Raw genomic sequence first — 16,526 nt, 5'->3', positions numbered from 1 at the left:
CATGCAGGACGCCGCCCGCTCCCAGCCGCCCACCATCGACGAGGCCACGGCGCAGTCGCCGCACGACGCCAACGCCCCCTTCGTCCGGCTGTGGCAGGGATTTCTGACGGGCCGTGTTCTCATCGCCACTGCGCTTTTGCTGCTGCAGTTGGCGCTGCTCAGCGTGCAGCCCGGCGGCAATCCCCTGGTCTGGCTGGTCTGCCTGGGCTACCTGGGGCTGACGCTGCTGGTGCGGCTGACCGCACGCGAGCAGCCGCCCTCTGCCCGCGCCGGCGTGCACTGGCTGCCCGTGATCGGCGTGGACATCGCGGCCATCTGCCTGCTGCAGGTGTTGCAGACAGGCCCGCTCAACTACTCGGCCCTGCTGGCCATCCCCATCCTGATTTCGGCCGTGCTGGGCAATCTGACGCTGGCGCTGGCCACCACGGCCAGCGTCACGCTGTTGACCCTGGGCTGGGTCGCATGGCAGGACCTGGCGGGCCGCATAGAAAGTACCCAGGCCTACTACCAGGCCAGCTTTGCCTGCGCAGGCTATTTCGCCGTGGCCTATCTGACGCACGAGCTGGCGCGCCGCGTGCGGCGCGAGCGGCACCTGGCACAGCACAGCAGCCGCAAGGCCCAGGCCCAGGAGCAGGTCAATGCCCTGGTGATCCGCCACCTGGGCGAAGGCGTGCTGGTGGTTGATCCCCAATTCCGCGTGCAGCAGGCCAACCCGGCCGCGCTGCACCTGCTGGGACTGGCCGACGCGCATGCCCTGCCCTTCGCCCTCAAGGAACACGCCGGCTGGCAGCGGCTGCAGGATGCCGTGGCCCAGAGCTTTGCCCAGAACCTGCCGATATCGGCCGCCATCCATCTGCAGTCCATCGGCCAGGAAGGCATGACGGGACTGCATCTGCGAACCTGGCTGACCGAGGTCGCCACCCCGTCCGACGCCACCGATGCCGCCGAGCCCGCGCTGCTGCAGCAGCTGTGCGTGGTCTTTCTGCATGACCTGCGCGAATTGGAGGCGCGGCTGCGCACGGAAAAGCTGGCCTCCATGGGCCGCATGTCCGCCGCCGTGGCCCATGAGATCCGCAATCCGCTGGCCGCCATCACCCAGGCCAACGCCCTGCTGGCAGAAGATCTGGCGCAGAACCCGGCCCAGCAGCAGCTGTGCCGCATCGTGGGCCAGAACGCCGAGCGGCTGGCGCGCACCGTCGAGGACGTGCTCAACATCGCGCGGGCCCAGCAGCACATTGGCGAGGCCCACGCCGGCCTGCTGGACCTGGACCAGCATGTGGCCCAGGCCTGCCAGGAGTGGCAGGCCCAGGGCCAGCCTGCGCGCAGCATCCAGCTGCTGCTGGACGCGCGCGCAAGGACCGTGGTGTTCGACGGCGAGCACCTGCGCCGCATCCTGGTGAACCTGCTGGACAACGCCCAGCGCTACCGCAGCAACGCCCAGCAGCCGCATACGCTGCAGGTGCTGACCGGCGCGCCGGCCGCAGGCCAGATCTGGCTGCAGGTCTGGAGCGACGGCGCCGCACTGGAGCCCACGGTGCAGCGCCATCTGTTCGAGCCCTTCTTCTCGTCGGAAAGCCGCTCCAGCGGCCTGGGCCTGTACATCTGCCGCGAGCTGTGCCAGCGCTACGATGCAGGCATCAGCTACCAGCGGCTGTCGCGGCCCGCGCCGCACGGCCCTGTCGAGGGCAATGCCTTCAGCATCGTGTTCCGCGCCGGCGCCGCATCGGCTCTGCCGGCCTCCCTGTTTGACCAGATTGTGGTGTGATGCCCTTGAACTCCCTGCCCGCTGCCGCATCGATTCTTGTCGTGGACGACGAGCCGGATCTGCGCACCCTCTATGAACTGACCCTGCTGCGCGAAGGCTACCGCGTGGAAACCGCCGCCAGCGTGGGCGAGGCGCGCGAACAGCTGCAGACCCAGCGCTTCGACGTGGTCATCACCGACATGCGCCTGCCCGACGGCATGGGAATGGAGCTGCTGCAGGACCTGCGCAACCAGCAGCGGCGAGAACGCTGCGTGGTCATGACCGCCTACGGCTCGGCCGAAAATGCCGTCGAAGCCCTGCGCTCGGGCGCCTTCGACTATCTGACCAAGCCCGTGGACCTCAAGCAGTTCCGCCTGGTCGTGGCCTCGGCCGCCCAGGGCGTGGGCGGCGTGCCGCCCCCCGGCGTGATGCCGGCGCGCAGCCCCTCGGCGGCGTCGGCCGCAAGCCCCGTGCTCAGCGGCGGCGGGGCGCTCGACGCCATGGTTGGAGAGTCGCCCGCCATGCAGGCCGTCAAGCAGCGCATTGCCAAGGTGGCGCGCGGCATGGCGCCGGTGCTGGTGCACGGCGAGTCGGGCACGGGCAAGGAGCTGGTGGCGCGCGCCCTGCACGCCTGCAGCCAGCGCGCCCACGGCCCCATGGTGGCCGTGAACTGCGGCGCCATCCCCGAAAACCTGCTGGAGGCCGAGTTCTTCGGCGCCCGCAAGGGCTCCTATACCGGAGCCACCCAGGACCGCGACGGCTATTTCCAGGCGGCACGCGGCGGCACCCTGTTCCTCGACGAAATCGGCGACCTGCCGCTGCCCATGCAGGCCAAGCTGCTGCGCGCCATCCAGGAACGCCGCGTGCGCCCCCTGGGCTCGGCGCAGGAGGAAGCGGCCGACGTGCGCATCGTCAGCGCCACCCACCGCGACCTGGCCGCCGACGTGCAGGCAGGACGTTTTCGCCAGGACCTGTACTACCGCCTCAACGTCATCGAAGTACTTCTTCCGCCGCTGCGCGAGCGCCGCGAGGACCTGCCCGCGCTGTGCCGTGCATTGCTGGCACGGCTGTCGCAGGAGTCGGGCCTGCCCATGCCCGAGATCGACGAGCGTTCCCTGGAGCAGATCGCCCGCCTGCCCCTGCCCGGCAATGTGCGTGAACTGGAGAACCTGCTGCACCGCGCCATCACGCTGGGCGAGGAAGGGCCGCTGCGCATAGACCCCGAGATGCAGCTGCCCTGCGGCACTCCGCCGGCTCCACCCGCATCGACGCAGACCCAGGCGCACGACGGCGCCGCACCGCCGCCGGAGCCTGCCGACATGGAGCTGCCCCGCGACCTGCAGGCCTGGCTGGACGAGCGCGAGCGCGGCATCCTGGTGCAGGCGCTGCAGGAAAACGGCTTCAACCGCACGGCCACGGCCGCACGCCTGGGGCTGAGCCTGCGCCAGATCCGCTACCGCATCGACCGGCTGAACATCGCCCTGCCCGGCGACGCCAGCGCCGAGGCGGACGGAGGCGGCCATGGCGAAGCCTGATCCGCAGGCACCAGCTACCACGACCACGACCACGACCACGGCCCCGGCCTGGACCTGGCAAGGCGGCTGGCTGCAACAGGCACGCCACCTGCCCTCGCCCAACTTCGGCGAGCGCCCGGCCCAGGCCCTGGTCGATCTGGTCGTCGTGCACTCCATCAGCCTGCCCCCCGGCGAGTACGGCACGGGGGCGGTCCAGCAACTGTTCACCAACCAGCTCGACTGGGACGCCCATCCTTACTACCAGGGCATACGCGGCCTGGAGGTGTCGGCCCATTTCTTCGTCACGCGCCTGGGCGAGGTCTGGCAATTTGTGGACTGTGACGCGCGCGCCTGGCATGCGGGCGCCTCCAGCTGGCGCGGCAAGGATCGCTGCAACGACGACTCCATCGGCATAGAGCTGGAGGGCCTGGAGGGACTGCCGTTCGAGCCGGCGCAATATGCGGCCCTGGAGAACCTGTGCGAAGCCATCGCCGCACGCTACCCCGTCGCCCATCTCGCAGGCCATGAGCACATTGCGCCCGGCCGCAAACGCGATCCCGGCCCCGGCTTCGACTGGCCCCGGCTGCGCGGGCTGCTGTCCCGTCACCAGGCCACGGCGAACTGGCAGTTGCCGCCCCGCGCCGGCCAGCCCTCCACGTAAGCACACACCCTCCTGCCGGACTGCGCCAGGCCTTGCACGCAGGCCGGCTTGTCCACAGGCCCAGGAAAAGTGCGCTGTCAATCCAGAAAGCAACCCATGTGGCGCGCAGGCGCACGCCGGGCCGGCCTGATCTTTTTTTACAAATTCACGCATGTGTCGCAGCCCCACTGTTCATGGGGCTTTCGGCGGTCCGACCGGCGCAGCGGCAAGTCTGTAGCGGCTTGCGACAGGCCATCGCCCGCCAGCCACCGCGCAGCGGTGATCTGCTGCTATGGGCTTGCATACTGGGCACTGTTTTGGCGCAGCGCAAACAGCGGTTTTCCGGCCGTGAGTACCCCGTGTACATGAGACGGCGATACACTACAGGTAGTGCCTGAGAGCACGCCGGACACCATATCTAGTGTTCACAAGCTGTGCACACCCTGTGAAAACGGTGTGCACATCCGGCCATCGATTCCATATCCCAGCAAGCCTGCCCCCAGTGCAGGTCCGCGTCCGTTCTATCCACAAACACCCGTTGAGGAAACTCATGCAAGAAGCACTGAATTCTTTGGCTCCCGCTGCGCACGGTGATGCTGCCAATCCTTCCTCCGCCCATCACCTGTCCGTGCAGGACGGCTACCAGATCATCCGCCGCAGCGGCGACGTGGTGCCCTTCACCCCGCAAAAGATCGCCGTCGCGCTGACCAAGGCCTTCCTGGCCGTGCGCGGCGCCCAGGGCGCTGCCTCCGCCAGCGTGCGCGAGACCGTGGACGAGCTCACCCAGGCCGTGGTGCGCGCCCTGCTGCGCTCGCGTCCGGGCGGCGGCACCTTCCATATTGAAGACGTGCAGGACCAGGTCGAGCTGGGCCTGATGCGCGGCGGCCACCACGACGTGGCGCGCGCCTACGTGCTGTACCGCGACCGCCGCAACCAGGAGCGTGCCGAGCAGAAGAAGGCCGCCGAGGCCGCTGCCGCCGCTGCGGCCGCGACCGCCCCCGTGCTGCATGTGACCGACAACGGCCAGCGCGTTCCGCTGGACCAGGCCCGCCTGCTGGCCCTGATCGAGGCCTCCTGCCGCAACCTCAATGCCGACATCCAGGCCGCGCCCATCGTCGCCGAGACGCTGCGCAACCTGTACGACGGCGTGCCGATCGAAGAAGTCTTCAAGGCCTCCATCCTGGCCGCGCGCACGCTGATCGAAAAGGACCCCGACTACACCTACGTCACCGCCCGCCTGCTGCTGCACACCATCGTGCGCGAGGTCATGGGCCATGACGTGCAGCCTGCCGACATCCAGTCGGCCTACGCCGCCTACTTCCCCGGCTTCATCCAGAAGGGCGTGGACAACGAGCTGCTCAACCCTGAGCTGCTGAACTACGACCTGCCCCGCCTGGCTGCCGCCCTCAAGGCCGAACGCGACCAGCAGTTCGACTACCTGGGCCTGCAGACCCTGTACGACCGCTACTTCCTGCACGTGCGCAAGACGCGCATCGAGCTGCCCCAGTCCTTCTTCATGCGCGTGGCCATGGGCCTGGCGCTGCAGGAAGAGGACCGCAACGCGCGCGCCATCGAGTTCTACGAACTGCTGTCTTCCTTCGACTTCATGAGCAGCACGCCCACGCTGTTCAACAGCGGCACGCTGCGCTCGCAGCTGTCTTCGTGCTACCTGACCACGGTGCCCGACGATCTGGACGGCATCTATGAGTCGATCAAGGAAAACGCCCTGCTGTCCAAGTTCGCCGGCGGCCTGGGCAACGACTGGACGCGCGTGCGCGCCCTGGGTTCGCGCATCAAGGGCACGAACGGCGAGTCGCAGGGCGTGGTGCCCTTCCTCAAGGTGGTCAACGACACGGCCGTGGCCGTGAACCAGGGCGGCAAGCGCAAGGGCGCCGTCTGCACGTACCTGGAGACCTGGCACCTGGACATCGAGGAATTCCTCGAGCTGCGCAAGAACACGGGTGACGACCGCCGCCGCACGCACGACATGAACACGGCGAACTGGATTCCCGACCTGTTCATGAAGCGCGTCATGGAAAAGGGCCAGTGGACCCTGTTCTCGCCCTCCGATGTCGGCGACCTGCACGACCTCTTCGGCGCAGCCTTCGAGCGCGCCTACACGGCCTACGAAACCAAGGCCGACACCGGCGAGCTCAAGCTGTTCAAGCGCATCCCGGCCGTGGACCTGTGGCGCAAGATGCTGTCCATGCTGTTCGAGACCGGCCACCCCTGGGTCACCTTCAAGGACCCCTGCAACGTGCGCTCGCCCCAGCAGCACGCCGGCGTGGTGCACTCGTCCAACCTGTGCACCGAGATCACGCTGAACACCAGCGACACCGAGACCGCCGTCTGCAACCTGGGCTCGGTCAACCTGGCGCGCCACATCACCAACGGCGCCATCGACCACGGCAAGCTGCGCAAGACCATCACCACGGCCATGCGCATGCTGGACAACGTGATCGACATCAACTACTACGCCGTGCAGAAGGCCAAGGACTCCAACCTGCGCCATCGCCCCGTGGGCCTGGGCCTGATGGGCTTCCAGGATGCGCTCTATGAAATGCGCATCGCCTACGCCAGCGACGCGGCCGTCGAGTTCGCCGACCAGTCGATGGAAGCCATCTGCTACTACGCCTACTGGGCCTCCACCGAACTGGCCAGGGAACGCGGCCAGTACTCCAGCTACAAGGGCTCGCTGTGGGACCAGGGCATCCTGCCGCTGGACACGCTGAACCTGCTGGAGAAGGCCCGCGGCGGCTACGTGGAAGTGGACCGTTCCTCGCGCCTGGACTGGGATGCGCTGCGCGCCAAGATCGGCCAGCACGGCATGCGCAACTCCAACTGCGTGGCCATCGCCCCCACGGCGACCATCTCCAACATCGTCGGCGTCGATGCCTCCATCGAGCCTTCGTTCGGCAACCTGTCGGTCAAGTCCAACCTGTCCGGCGAGTTCACCGTCATCAACCAGTACCTGGTGCGCGACCTGAAGCGCCTGGGCCTGTGGGACGACGTGATGGTCATGGACCTCAAGCATTTCGACGGCTCGCTGCGCCCCATCGACCGCGTGCCCCAGGACGTCAAGAACCTGTACGCCACCGCCTTCGAGGTCGAGCCCACCTGGCTGGTCGAGGCCGCTGCACGCCGCCAGAAGTGGATCGACCAGGCCCAGAGCCTGAACATCTACATGGCCGGCGCCTCGGGCAAGAAGCTGGACGACACCTACAAGCTGGCCTGGCTGCGTGGCCTGAAGACCACCTACTACCTGCGCACCACCAGCGCCACCAACATCGAGAAGTCCACGGTGCAAAGCCGCGTGCTCAACGCAGTGCCCACGGCTGCCGCCCAGCCCGCTGCCGTGAGCACCTCCAGCGCCCTGGAAGCCGCGGCAGCCGCCGCACGCGCCCAGGCCCCGGCGACGGACATCAAGTTCTGCGCCATCGACGATCCCGGCTGCGAAGCCTGCCAGTAAGCCGCGCAGCGCGGGGCCTCGCCACGGCGCAGGCCCCGCGCCCTGCCCGCCAGCCAGCGCCATGCGCAGGATCTTCGCCATGGACCTTGGGCCTGCTCAACATGCCAGGCCACCCATGGTCCTACATTGACCGGAGCAGAAAGAGAGGCCTCTTTCGCACCGAATGAACTGAACATATGCCTCAGGGCATGCCGGAGAAAATTGCAATGCTGACCTTTGACGACGACGCCACTCTCTCGAACACGCCGACCGGCGCAGGAGCTGCCCCCGCCACCGGCACACACCAGCGCGTCAACGCCGCCGACAAGCGAATCATCAACGCCAAGACCGACGTCAACCAGCTGGTGCCCTTCAAGTACAAGTGGGCCTGGGAAAAGTACCTGGCCACCTGCGCCAACCACTGGATGCCGCAGGAAGTGAACATGAACCGCGACATCGCCCTGTGGAAGGACCCCAACGGCCTGACCGAGGACGAGCGCCGCATCGTCAAGCGCAACCTGGGCTTCTTCGTGACGGCCGACTCGCTGGCTGCCAACAACATCGTGCTGGGCACCTACCGCCACATCACCGCACCCGAGTGCCGCCAGTTCCTGCTGCGCCAGGCCTTCGAGGAAGCCATCCACACCCACGCCTACCAGTACATCGTGGAGTCGCTGGGCCTGGATGAAGGCGAGATCTTCAACGCCTATCTCGAGGTTCCCTCCATCCGCGACAAGGACGAATTCCTGATCCCCTTCATCGAGGCGATCATGGACCCCAGCTTCAAGACCGGCACCTTCGAGACCGACCAGACGCTGCTGAAGTCGCTCATCGTTTTCGCCTGCCTGATGGAGGGCCTGTTCTTCTACGTGGGCTTCACGCAGATCCTGGCCCTGGGCCGTCAGAACAAGATGACCGGCGCTGCCGAGCAGTACCAGTACATCCTGCGCGACGAGTCCATGCACTGCAACTTCGGCATCGACCTGATCAACCAGCTCAAGCTCGAAAATCCGCAGCTGTGGACACCCGAATTCAAGGAAGAAATCACGGCGCTTTTCGTCAAGGCCGTCGAGCTGGAATACCGCTACGCAGAGGACACCATGCCGCGCGGCGTGCTGGGCATGAACGCATCGATGTTCAAGGGCTACCTGCGCTACATCGCCAACCGCCGCGCCACGCAGATCGGCCTGGAGGCCCTGTTCCCGAACGAGGAAAACCCGTTCCCCTGGATGAGCGAGATGATCGATTTGAAGAAGGAACGTAACTTCTTTGAGACACGCGTCATCGAGTATCAAACCGGAGGCGCACTTTCCTGGGATTAATCGCTTCTCTGCAGGCACAATGCGAACCATGACGCGCTTCACGCTTTTGCAATACCGATGGTGTTGCGGCGTGGGGCGTCTCCGTGTTCATTGCGATGCGTCACTCCACATCGCATTGAATCGCTTCGGAGCCCCGTACCCCGAAGTGTTTTGTGCAAATCAACGAAGGAGAAGATGATGGCAACTGCGAAGAAGACGGCCTCTACCAAGGCCCCCACCGACAAGAAGACCACCGCCAAAAAGGCGGCCGCCCCCAAGGCTGAAGCCGTGAAGAAAGCCACGGCCACTGCCAAGGCAGCGCCCGCCAAGAAGGCTGCGGCTCCTGCTGCAAAGAAGGCTGCCGCTCCCGCCAAGAAGGCTGCTGCTCCTGCTGCCAAGAAGGCTGCTGCGCCTGCTGCGAAGAAGGCCGCTGCTCCCGCCAAGAAGGCTGCAGCTCCTGCTGCCAAGAAGGCCGCCGCTCCTGCCAAGAAGGCTGCTGCTCCTGCTGCAAAGAAGGCCGCTGCTCCCGCCAAGAAGGCTGCTGCTCCTGCTGCAAAGAAGGCCGCTGCTCCCGCCAAGAAGGCTGCTGCTACTGCTGCCAAGAAGGCCGCCGCTCCCGCCAAGAAGGCTGCTGCGCCTGCTGCAAAGAAGGCCGCCGCTCCTGCCAAGAAGGCTGCTGCTCCTGCTGCCAAGAAGGCCGCAGCTCCCGCCAAGAAGGCTGCTGCGCCTGCTGCCAAGAAGGCCGCAGCTCCTGCCAAGAAGGCTGCTGCACCTGCTGCCAAGAAGGCCGCAGCGCCCGCCAAGAAGGCTGCTGCTCCTGCTGCAAAGAAGGCTGCCGCGCCTGCCAAGAAGGCTGCTGCTCCTGCCGCCAAGAAGGCCGCAGCTCCCGCCAAGAAGGCTGCAGCTCCTGCGGCCAAGAAGCCCGCCGCTGCACCGGCTGCCAAGCCCGCAGCAGCACCCGCCAAGGCTGCAGCAGCTCCTGCCGCTCCCGCCAAGAAGGCTGCAGCGCCGAAGAAGGCCACTGCTCCCAAGAAGGCCGCAGCAGCTCCCGCCGCTGCCGCGCCTGCAGCTCCCGCTGCCGCACCCGCGCCCATCGCGCAAACCCGCCTGGCACCCCAAGCCGCATGGCCCTTCCCCACAGGCAGCAAGCCCTGAGACTTCTCCGGTCTCAAAGCAAAAAGCCCGGCTCTTTCGAGTCGGGCTTTTTTCATTGCGACGATGGCGGCTGTACCGCCACCCGGCGATCACCGCCTCAGGGCTTGGCGAAGTCCAGCACGTAGTTCTGCGGGCCGCGGCTGGCAATCTTGAGCGCACCCAGGCGGTTGCCCAGTTCTGCACAACGCACCAGATCCCAGCCACGCTCCAGGCCGAACAGCAGGGCGCCACGCCACGCATCGCCACAGCCCGTGGGGTCGACCACGGCAGCGGGCTGCACAGGCGCCACCGGGGTCCTGGTGCCTTGCACCCAGACCTCGCAGCCTTGCGCGCCCAGCGTCACCACCAGGCCCTGCACCTGCCCTGAAATCTGCTCCAGGCTCCAGCCCGTGCGCTCGCTGAGCATGCGGGCTTCATAGTCGTTCACGGCCACCCAGTCGGCCTGCTCGATGAAGCGGCGCAGATCCTGCCCGTCGAACATGGGCAGGCCCTGGCCCGGATCGAAGACGAAGGGAATGCCTGCAGCCTTGAACTGCTGGGCATGCTCGATCATGGCCTCGCGGCCATCGGGAGCGATGATGCCCACGCGCACCTGCTCCCTGAGTTCGGGCGTGATGCGGTTGCCGTGGGCCTGCATCATGGCGCCCGGGTGGAAGGCCGTGATCTGGTTGTTGTCGCGGTCGGTCATGATCATGCACTGGGCCGTGTGCGTGTCCTGCAACTGGCCGATGTGCGCCGTGTGCACGCCCAGCTCCTGCAGACGCTGCACATAGTCGGCACCGTCACTGCCCACCATGGCCATGGGCCAGGCATCGCCCCCCAGCAGCCTCAGCGCATAGGCGATGTTGCCCGCGCACCCGCCGAAATCGCGGCGCAGCGTGGGCACCAGGAAGGACACATTGAGGATGTGCAACTGGTCAGGCAGGATCTGGTCGGCAAACCTTCCGTCGAAGGTCATGATGTTGTCGAACGCAAGCGATCCGCAGATGAGAGCGGCCATGGTGTGTCTCGGCTTTCTTGAAGAGTCAGGGGAATCAGGGATAAAAAACCAGGGCGCGGTAACCGGCAACGGCGGACTCCAGGCCCTGCACTTCGACCGGGGCGGTCACGCTCCATTCGCCATGGCCCTCGATCTGCGCGGGGGCACCGAACTGGTCGAGCCGGATCACGCGCCGCAGCAGCAGCTTGTCCTGCGCATCGGTGAGCGTGAGTTCGACAGCGGGCATGGCCACGGGGAAGTCGGAACGGTTCTCCAGGCTCAGGCTCCATTGGTACTGGCCGTTGCGCGGCAGCTGCCGAAAACCCGAACTGCCGATCACCACATCGCCGATCTGTCGGCGCGGCTGCAGCTCGCAGCCCGCCATGGCGCACAGGGTCTGCAGCGTGGGCGCCAGCGAAGGATGCTGCACGGCCAGCGCATCGCGCTGGCCCCACATCACCTGGCCTGCCAAAGCGCCCGCGCCCAGCAGGCAGCCCAGCACAAGGGCCACGCGTACGGCAGGCCGGCGCCAGAAGGCCTTGCGCCGCGCCTGACGCACAAAGCCGGGCTCGGCCTCAGGCAGCGCAGGCTGGTCGTCGCTGCCACCCTCGCCGTCGCTGTCGGGCCAGCGGGAGAGCTCCGGCGAAGGCACGGATACCTGCGCCTGCCGCTCCGATTCACGGACCAGGCCCGTCGGGACGGACAGCGAAGGCGCATCGGCTTTCTGGGACGGCACGGCACCATCCACCTTGTGCGGCGATGGCGCGGAAACAGGCTTGTGTTCAGGCTCGGGTTCGGGCTCCAGGCCGGGCGGGGACGCCACCGCCGGCCCATGCCGCGCGTCAGGCTGGGGCTGCGCCGCTGGTGCAGCCACGGACGCCGCCAGGATCTCGTCCACCAGCGACGCGCCAGGCAACTCGCGGCCCGGATCGTCGGCGGCAAAAGCCGAAGGGGTCTGCGCAGGCGGTGCCGGGGACGCGGGCGCCTGCGGAGCCGCAGCTTCGGCAGGCGGCACGGCAGGCGAAGGCTCGACCCTGGCAGCAGGCGCCGTGCTTGCAGCAGTTGCCGTGGCTGCAGCCGGTGCCGGAGCACCCCGCCCCGGCAGCCCCACGGGCGCCGTCGGCAGCCACATGGACTCCCGGAATTCGCGGATGTCATCGTCCTCGAATTCCGGCCCATCGAGCGATGCCCCGCCCGCCAAGGGATTGCCGGCGGCATGCGCAGGCGTGGCCGGCAGGGGCTGCAGATCCTCGGAGGCATCGAACACTTCATGGCAGACGCCGCAGCGCACCCACCCCTGCGAAATTCGCAGCTGGTCGGCCACCACTTTGAAGCGGGTTCCACAGGCAGGACAGCGGGTGACTTGGCTCATCAGCGATCGATTGTAGGCAGCTGCTCGCGGCACGCGCCATGAAGGCGGCAGCCGCGCAGGGACTCGTGGCGCAAATCAGGCCGCGCGGCGCGCGGTCATCAGGATCCAGCCATCTTCGCTGTCGGCGACTTCGAGTGCCAGGTACGGCGCGTAGGCCTGCTTGAGTTCGTCGGCCTGGCGCTCCAGGATGCCGGCCAGCACCAGGCTTCCACCCTCCGCCACGCGGGCGCACAGCAGCGGCGCCAGCACCTTGAGCGGCGTGGCCAGGATGTTGGCCAGCACGGTGCTGTATACACCCGTCACGGCATCGGGCAGGCCGGCCTTCAACTGCACGGCGTTGGCATCGGCGTTGTAGCGCGTGGACTCCACGGCAGCCGGGTCGATGTCCACCGCGTCGATGTCGGTGGCACCGAACTTGGCCGCACCGATGGCCAGGATGCCGGAGCCGCAGCCGTAGTCCAGCGTGCGCCCCAGGCTGCCCTCGGGCTGGCGTGCGATCCAGCGCAGGCACATGCGCGTGGTCGGGTGCGTACCCGTGCCGAAGGCCAGGCCCGGGTCCAGGCGGATGCTCACGCGCGCCTGCGGCGGCAGCTCGTGCCAGGTGGGAACAATCCAGAATTCGGGGGTGATGTCCACGGGGGCGAACTGCGACTGCGTCAGGCGCACCCAGTCCTGCTCGGGCACCTGCTTGACGGCGATGATGCTGCAGCCCTCGAAGAAGTCCTGGGGCAGCAGCAGATCACGTGCCTCTTCGGCCGCTTGCTGCGTGGGGAACAGCGCCACCAGGCGGCTGCGCTGCCAGCCGTCCTTGGGTGGCGGCATGCCGGGCTCGCCGAACAGGGCCTGCTCGGCCTCGGTCTGCGCGTCGGCGTCCTCGACCGATACGCTCAGGGCGTCCAGCGCATCCAGTGCATCGCTGATGGTTTCGACCCGGTCTTCCGGGCACAGCAGGCTCAACTCGAACATGGGCCCATCCTTTTCTAAGCAATCAATGAAAAATGCCGGCCGCCGTCGCCGGGGGCCAGCATGCATGGTCGATCGGGTGACCCGCTCAACGCTTGTTGGCGTTGCGGTGCGCCAGCCACTCTTCCAGGTAGTGGATGTTGGTGCCGCCTTCCATGAACTTGGCGTCCACCATCAGGTCCTGGTGCAGCGGGATGTTGGTCTTGATGCCTTCGACCACGGTCTCCAGCAGCGCAGTGCGCATGCGTGCCAGCGCCTGCTCGCGCGTGTCGCCGTGAACGATGATCTTGCCGATCATGGAGTCGTAGTTCGGCGGCACGAAGTAGTTGTTGTAGACGTGCGAGTCCACGCGCACGCCCGGGCCACCGGGCGCATGCCACATGGTGATGCGGCCTGGCGAAGGCATGAAGTTGTAGGGGTCCTCGGCATTCACGCGGCATTCGATCGCATGGCCCTTGAGCTGGGCATTGATCTGGCGCTGGGTGAAAGGCAGCTTCTCGCCTGCGGCCACCATGATCTGGGTGCGAACGATGTCCACGCCCGTGATCAGTTCCGTCACCGGATGCTCCACCTGCACGCGCGTGTTCATCTCGATGAAGTAGAACTCGCCGTTTTCGTAGAGGAACTCGAAGGTGCCTGCGCCACGGTAGCCCAGCTTCTTGCAGGCTGCAGCGCAGCGCTCGCCGATCTTCTCGACCAGGCGACGGGGAATGCCGGGAGCCGGCGCTTCCTCGATGACCTTCTGGTGGCGGCGCTGCATGGAGCAGTCGCGCTCGCCCAGGTAGACGGCATTGCGATGGTTGTCGGCCAGGATCTGGATTTCCACATGGCGCGGGTTCTGCAGGAACTTCTCCATGTAGACGGCCGGATTGCCGAAGGCCGCACCGGCCTCGGCCTTGGTCATCTGCACGGCATTGATCAGCGCCGCCTCGGTATGCACCACGCGCATGCCACGGCCACCGCCGCCGCCTGCGGCCTTGATGATCACCGGATAGCCCACGGCCTTGGCGATGCGGCGGATCTGCACCGGATCGTCGGGCAGTTCGCCGTCCGAGCCCGGCACGCAGGGCACGCCCGCCTTGATCATGGCCTGCTTGGCCGAGACCTTGTCACCCATGGTGCGGATGTTGTCGGGCGTGGGGCCGATGAAGGTGAAGCCGCTCTTTTCCACGCGCTCGGCAAAGTCGGCGTTCTCGCTGAGAAAGCCGTAGCCAGGGTGGATCGCCTCGGCGTCGGTCACCTCGGCGGCCGAGATGATGGCCGGCATGTTGAGGTAGCTCAGCGGCGAAGGAGCGGGGCCGATGCACACGGCCTCGTCGGCCAGCTTGACGTACTTTGCGTCACGGTCGGCCTCGGAATACACCATCACCGCCTTGATGCCCAGTTCACGGCAGGCGCGCTGGATGCGCAGGGCGATCTCGCCCCGGTTGGCAACCAAAATTTTCTTAAACATGAAGGTCCTCGCGGCTTGGTGCCTGCGGCGGTACGCAGGCCGAAGCCGTCAGTTGAGCCAATTGCTCTGTCGCGCCGCGGCATGCGTTCGCGCCAGGGCGTCGTGCCGCTTGCGGCATCGCTCGCCTGCAGGTTACTCGATCACGAACAGGGGCTGGCCGTACTCGACGGCCTGGCCGTTTTCACCCAGGATGCGGGTAATGGTGCCGCTCTTGTCGGCCTCGATCTCGTTGAGAATCTTCATCGCTTCGATGATGCAGATGGTCTCGCCTTCCTTGACCTGGTTGCCCACTTCCACGAAAGGCTTGCCGCCAGGGCTGGATGCGCGGTAGAAGGTGCCGACCATGGGCGACTTCACCACATGTCCCGCGACGGCTGCCTCGGCAGGGGCTGCCACGGGCGCTGCTGCAGGAGCGGCCACAGGTGCTGCCACGGGCGCAGCCATCGGAGCCTGCATGGGCGCAGCCACGTAGTGCTGCACCACGGCGCCTTCGCTCTTGACGATCCGGACCTTGCCCTCTGCTTCGGTGATCTCCAGTTCCGACACGTTCGATTCGGACACCAGATCAATGAGGGTCTTGAGTTTTCGCAAATCCATGGGAGCTCCAGCGGCTAACAACTAAATAGGGCGCGAATTTACTCCAATTTCGCCCTTCTGCGTGCTTTGAGGCATATTTTTCATCAACGTCGCCATGGAATTCGGGGGATTTCCTGAGCCTGCACAGGCTCGGTCGCTGCGGAAATCAGCCTTTTGCGCTCCAGGAAGCCAGATCTTCGGTAGTAAGCTCACCTATTTTACGTTGCCGCACCAGGCCATCCTCGCCGAGCAGCACGGTGAAGGGCAGTCCGCCCTGCAGATTGCCGAGCGAGCGGGTCAGGCCCAGACCGCCTTCCACCGCCAGCGCCACGGGGAAACGCAGGGGTGTGCGGCCCAGAAAGCGCTGCACTGCCTCGGGCTTGTCCACGGCCAGGCCAATGACCTGAATGCCATGCTGGTCTTGGCGTGCCGAGAAGGCATCCAGCATGGGCAGTTCGCGCACGCACGGCGGGCACCAGGTGGCCCAGAAATTGACCAGCACCGGCTTGCCACGCCAGCGCGACAGCGTCATGGCCGAGCCATCCGGCGTGATGAAACGCTGCTGCCACAGCTGCTCTTCGGCGCTGGACTCCATGGCATGGGGCTGAAATCGCCACCAGGCCAATCCGGCGCCACCCAGTCCCGCAGCGGCGGCAACGCCGCCCATCAGCCAGCGGCGGCGGGAAGATGTGTTTTGACCTGCATCCACGGAATCAGCCACGGTCGGCCTCCCCTTCGTCCTGGTTCAACAGCTTGCGCAATGCCTCTGCGCTGCCACGCGGGCTGCGCCCCTGTCCATCGGGCTTGAGCGCGCCGCGCAGATCGTCAAGATCATGGACCAGCAGGTGCACACCCACATCCTCGTTCAGCGGGCGGCAGAAGGCATGGATGCTCAGCGCCTCCACGCTCTGGCCGGTGAATCCCGTCACGGTGCTGGGTTCGTAGTTCACATGCTGGTTGATCAGTGCGATCTCTGCCGATTTGGGGTCGTCGCAAAACAGTTGCAGATAAATATCGGACAGGCGCGTGGCCGTGCCGCGCCAGACGGCGCCGGCCAGGTGGGGACGGAACTCGGCCAGGCGATCCATCCATTGCAGAGCCAGCTCGCGCAGGGCCTGCAGTTCCTGGGGCTGGGTGTCGGCGCAGAACAGGGCGATGTATTCGCGCACAGCCTCTTCCACCAGGTCATTGCCCGGCAGCGCAGTGCGCGAGGGCAGTCCCAGCTGGCGCACAGCGCGGTGCTTGGCAGGCCCCCATTCCAGACCTTCCTCGACCACGAGGCGGGCCGCAGTCTGGGCAATTTCGGCAGTGGCTTGGTCCATGGCTTTACGATCCGCTGTATCCCTACATATATATAAGAGGCCTTCCCTGCGGATGGCCC

13 protein-coding genes are annotated in these 16,526 nt (G+C 66.6%); 6 read left to right on the top strand and 7 right to left on the bottom strand.

Annotated features, from left to right (window positions below):
- The first annotated feature begins 1 nt into the window (after position 1).
- The 6 genes from PO605_RS05350 to PO605_RS05325 all read left to right on the top strand — a co-directional run bounded on the left by PO605_RS05350 (position 2) and on the right by PO605_RS05325 (position 9,802).
- A complete protein-coding gene (locus PO605_RS05350; RefSeq protein ID WP_047474686.1) occupies positions 2-1,765 on the top strand; it encodes a sensor histidine kinase in 1,764 nt (587 codons plus the stop codon).
- A complete protein-coding gene (locus tag PO605_RS05345; protein ID WP_017407447.1) occupies positions 1,765-3,279 on the top strand; it encodes a sigma-54-dependent transcriptional regulator in 1,515 nt (504 codons plus the stop codon). Before PO605_RS05350 ends, PO605_RS05345 begins: the two co-directional genes overlap by 1 nt.
- Positions 3,266-3,919, top strand: a complete 654-nt coding sequence (ampD, locus tag PO605_RS05340) for a 1,6-anhydro-N-acetylmuramyl-L-alanine amidase AmpD (RefSeq protein ID WP_272206163.1) — start codon at positions 3,266-3,268, stop codon at positions 3,917-3,919. Before PO605_RS05345 ends, ampD begins: the two co-directional genes overlap by 14 nt.
- Before the next feature lie 529 nt (positions 3,920-4,448).
- Complete coding sequence (locus PO605_RS05335; protein ID WP_047475295.1) at positions 4,449-7,367, top strand: ribonucleoside-diphosphate reductase subunit alpha; 2,919 nt, start codon at positions 4,449-4,451, stop codon at positions 7,365-7,367.
- A gap of 206 nt (positions 7,368-7,573) precedes the next feature.
- Positions 7,574-8,668 (top strand): ribonucleotide-diphosphate reductase subunit beta, encoded by a 1,095-nt coding sequence (locus PO605_RS05330; RefSeq protein WP_016448002.1) that lies wholly within the window; start codon positions 7,574-7,576, stop codon positions 8,666-8,668.
- A gap of 177 nt (positions 8,669-8,845) precedes the next feature.
- Entirely contained in the window at positions 8,846-9,802 is a 957-nt protein-coding gene (locus tag PO605_RS05325; RefSeq protein ID WP_272206162.1) for a hypothetical protein, read from the top strand.
- A gap of 97 nt (positions 9,803-9,899) precedes the next feature.
- Here the strand turns inward: PO605_RS05325 and PO605_RS05320 are convergent, their stop codons facing one another.
- The 7 genes from PO605_RS05320 to PO605_RS05290 all read right to left on the bottom strand — a co-directional run bounded on the left by PO605_RS05320 (position 9,900) and on the right by PO605_RS05290 (position 16,467).
- A complete protein-coding gene (locus PO605_RS05320; protein ID WP_017404630.1) occupies positions 9,900-10,802 on the bottom strand; it encodes a carbohydrate kinase family protein in 903 nt (300 codons plus the stop codon).
- A 34-nt stretch (positions 10,803-10,836) separates the two neighbouring features.
- Positions 10,837-12,153, bottom strand: a complete 1,317-nt coding sequence (locus tag PO605_RS05315; RefSeq protein WP_272206161.1) for a zinc-ribbon and DUF3426 domain-containing protein — start codon at positions 12,151-12,153, stop codon at positions 10,837-10,839.
- Between the two features lie 75 nt (positions 12,154-12,228).
- Complete coding sequence (gene prmA, locus PO605_RS05310) at positions 12,229-13,119, bottom strand: 50S ribosomal protein L11 methyltransferase (protein WP_047474713.1); 891 nt, start codon at positions 13,117-13,119, stop codon at positions 12,229-12,231.
- An 85-nt stretch (positions 13,120-13,204) separates the two neighbouring features.
- Positions 13,205-14,569, bottom strand: coding sequence for an acetyl-CoA carboxylase biotin carboxylase subunit (gene accC, locus PO605_RS05305; RefSeq protein WP_016448007.1), 1,365 nt, complete (start codon positions 14,567-14,569; stop codon positions 13,205-13,207).
- 132 nt (positions 14,570-14,701) lie between these two features.
- On the bottom strand, positions 14,702-15,166 hold the full coding sequence (accB, locus tag PO605_RS05300) for an acetyl-CoA carboxylase biotin carboxyl carrier protein (protein ID WP_016448008.1): 465 nt from the start codon (positions 15,164-15,166) through the stop codon (positions 14,702-14,704).
- A 145-nt stretch (positions 15,167-15,311) separates the two neighbouring features.
- On the bottom strand, positions 15,312-15,812 hold the full coding sequence (locus PO605_RS05295) for a TlpA family protein disulfide reductase (protein WP_016448009.1): 501 nt from the start codon (positions 15,810-15,812) through the stop codon (positions 15,312-15,314).
- Between the two features lie 46 nt (positions 15,813-15,858).
- A complete protein-coding gene (locus PO605_RS05290; protein ID WP_016448010.1) occupies positions 15,859-16,467 on the bottom strand; it encodes a hypothetical protein in 609 nt (202 codons plus the stop codon).
- Between the last annotated feature and the right edge of the window lie 59 nt (positions 16,468-16,526).

It is taken from the genome of Delftia sp. DT-2 (assembly GCF_028401915.1).
Taxonomy (GTDB): Bacteria; Pseudomonadota; Gammaproteobacteria; order Burkholderiales; family Burkholderiaceae_C; genus Comamonas; species Comamonas tsuruhatensis.
This window is presented reverse-complemented; position numbering and strand designations above follow the sequence as displayed.

Bases quoted from the DNA above. Each gene is read 5' to 3' on its own strand.
- PO605_RS05350 (WP_047474686.1), top strand. From the start codon at position 2: ATGCAGGACGCCGCCCGCTCCCAGCCGCCCACCATCGACGAGGCCACG.
- PO605_RS05345 (WP_017407447.1), top strand. From the start codon at position 1,765: ATGCCCTTGAACTCCCTGCCCGCTGCCGCATCGATTCTTGTCGTGGAC.
- ampD (WP_272206163.1), top strand. From the start codon at position 3,266: ATGGCGAAGCCTGATCCGCAGGCACCAGCTACCACGACCACGACCACG.
- PO605_RS05335 (WP_047475295.1), top strand. From the start codon at position 4,449: ATGCAAGAAGCACTGAATTCTTTGGCTCCCGCTGCGCACGGTGATGCT.
- PO605_RS05330 (WP_016448002.1), top strand. From the start codon at position 7,574: ATGCTGACCTTTGACGACGACGCCACTCTCTCGAACACGCCGACCGGC.
- PO605_RS05325 (WP_272206162.1), top strand. From the start codon at position 8,846: ATGGCAACTGCGAAGAAGACGGCCTCTACCAAGGCCCCCACCGACAAG.
- PO605_RS05320 (WP_017404630.1), bottom strand. From the start codon at position 10,802: ATGGCCGCTCTCATCTGCGGATCGCTTGCGTTCGACAACATCATGACC.
- PO605_RS05315 (WP_272206161.1), bottom strand. From the start codon at position 12,153: ATGAGCCAAGTCACCCGCTGTCCTGCCTGTGGAACCCGCTTCAAAGTG.
- prmA (WP_047474713.1), bottom strand. From the start codon at position 13,119: ATGTTCGAGTTGAGCCTGCTGTGCCCGGAAGACCGGGTCGAAACCATC.
- accC (WP_016448007.1), bottom strand. From the start codon at position 14,569: ATGTTTAAGAAAATTTTGGTTGCCAACCGGGGCGAGATCGCCCTGCGC.
- accB (WP_016448008.1), bottom strand. From the start codon at position 15,166: ATGGATTTGCGAAAACTCAAGACCCTCATTGATCTGGTGTCCGAATCG.
- PO605_RS05295 (WP_016448009.1), bottom strand. From the start codon at position 15,812: ATGGGCGGCGTTGCCGCCGCTGCGGGACTGGGTGGCGCCGGATTGGCC.
- PO605_RS05290 (WP_016448010.1), bottom strand. From the start codon at position 16,467: ATGGACCAAGCCACTGCCGAAATTGCCCAGACTGCGGCCCGCCTCGTG.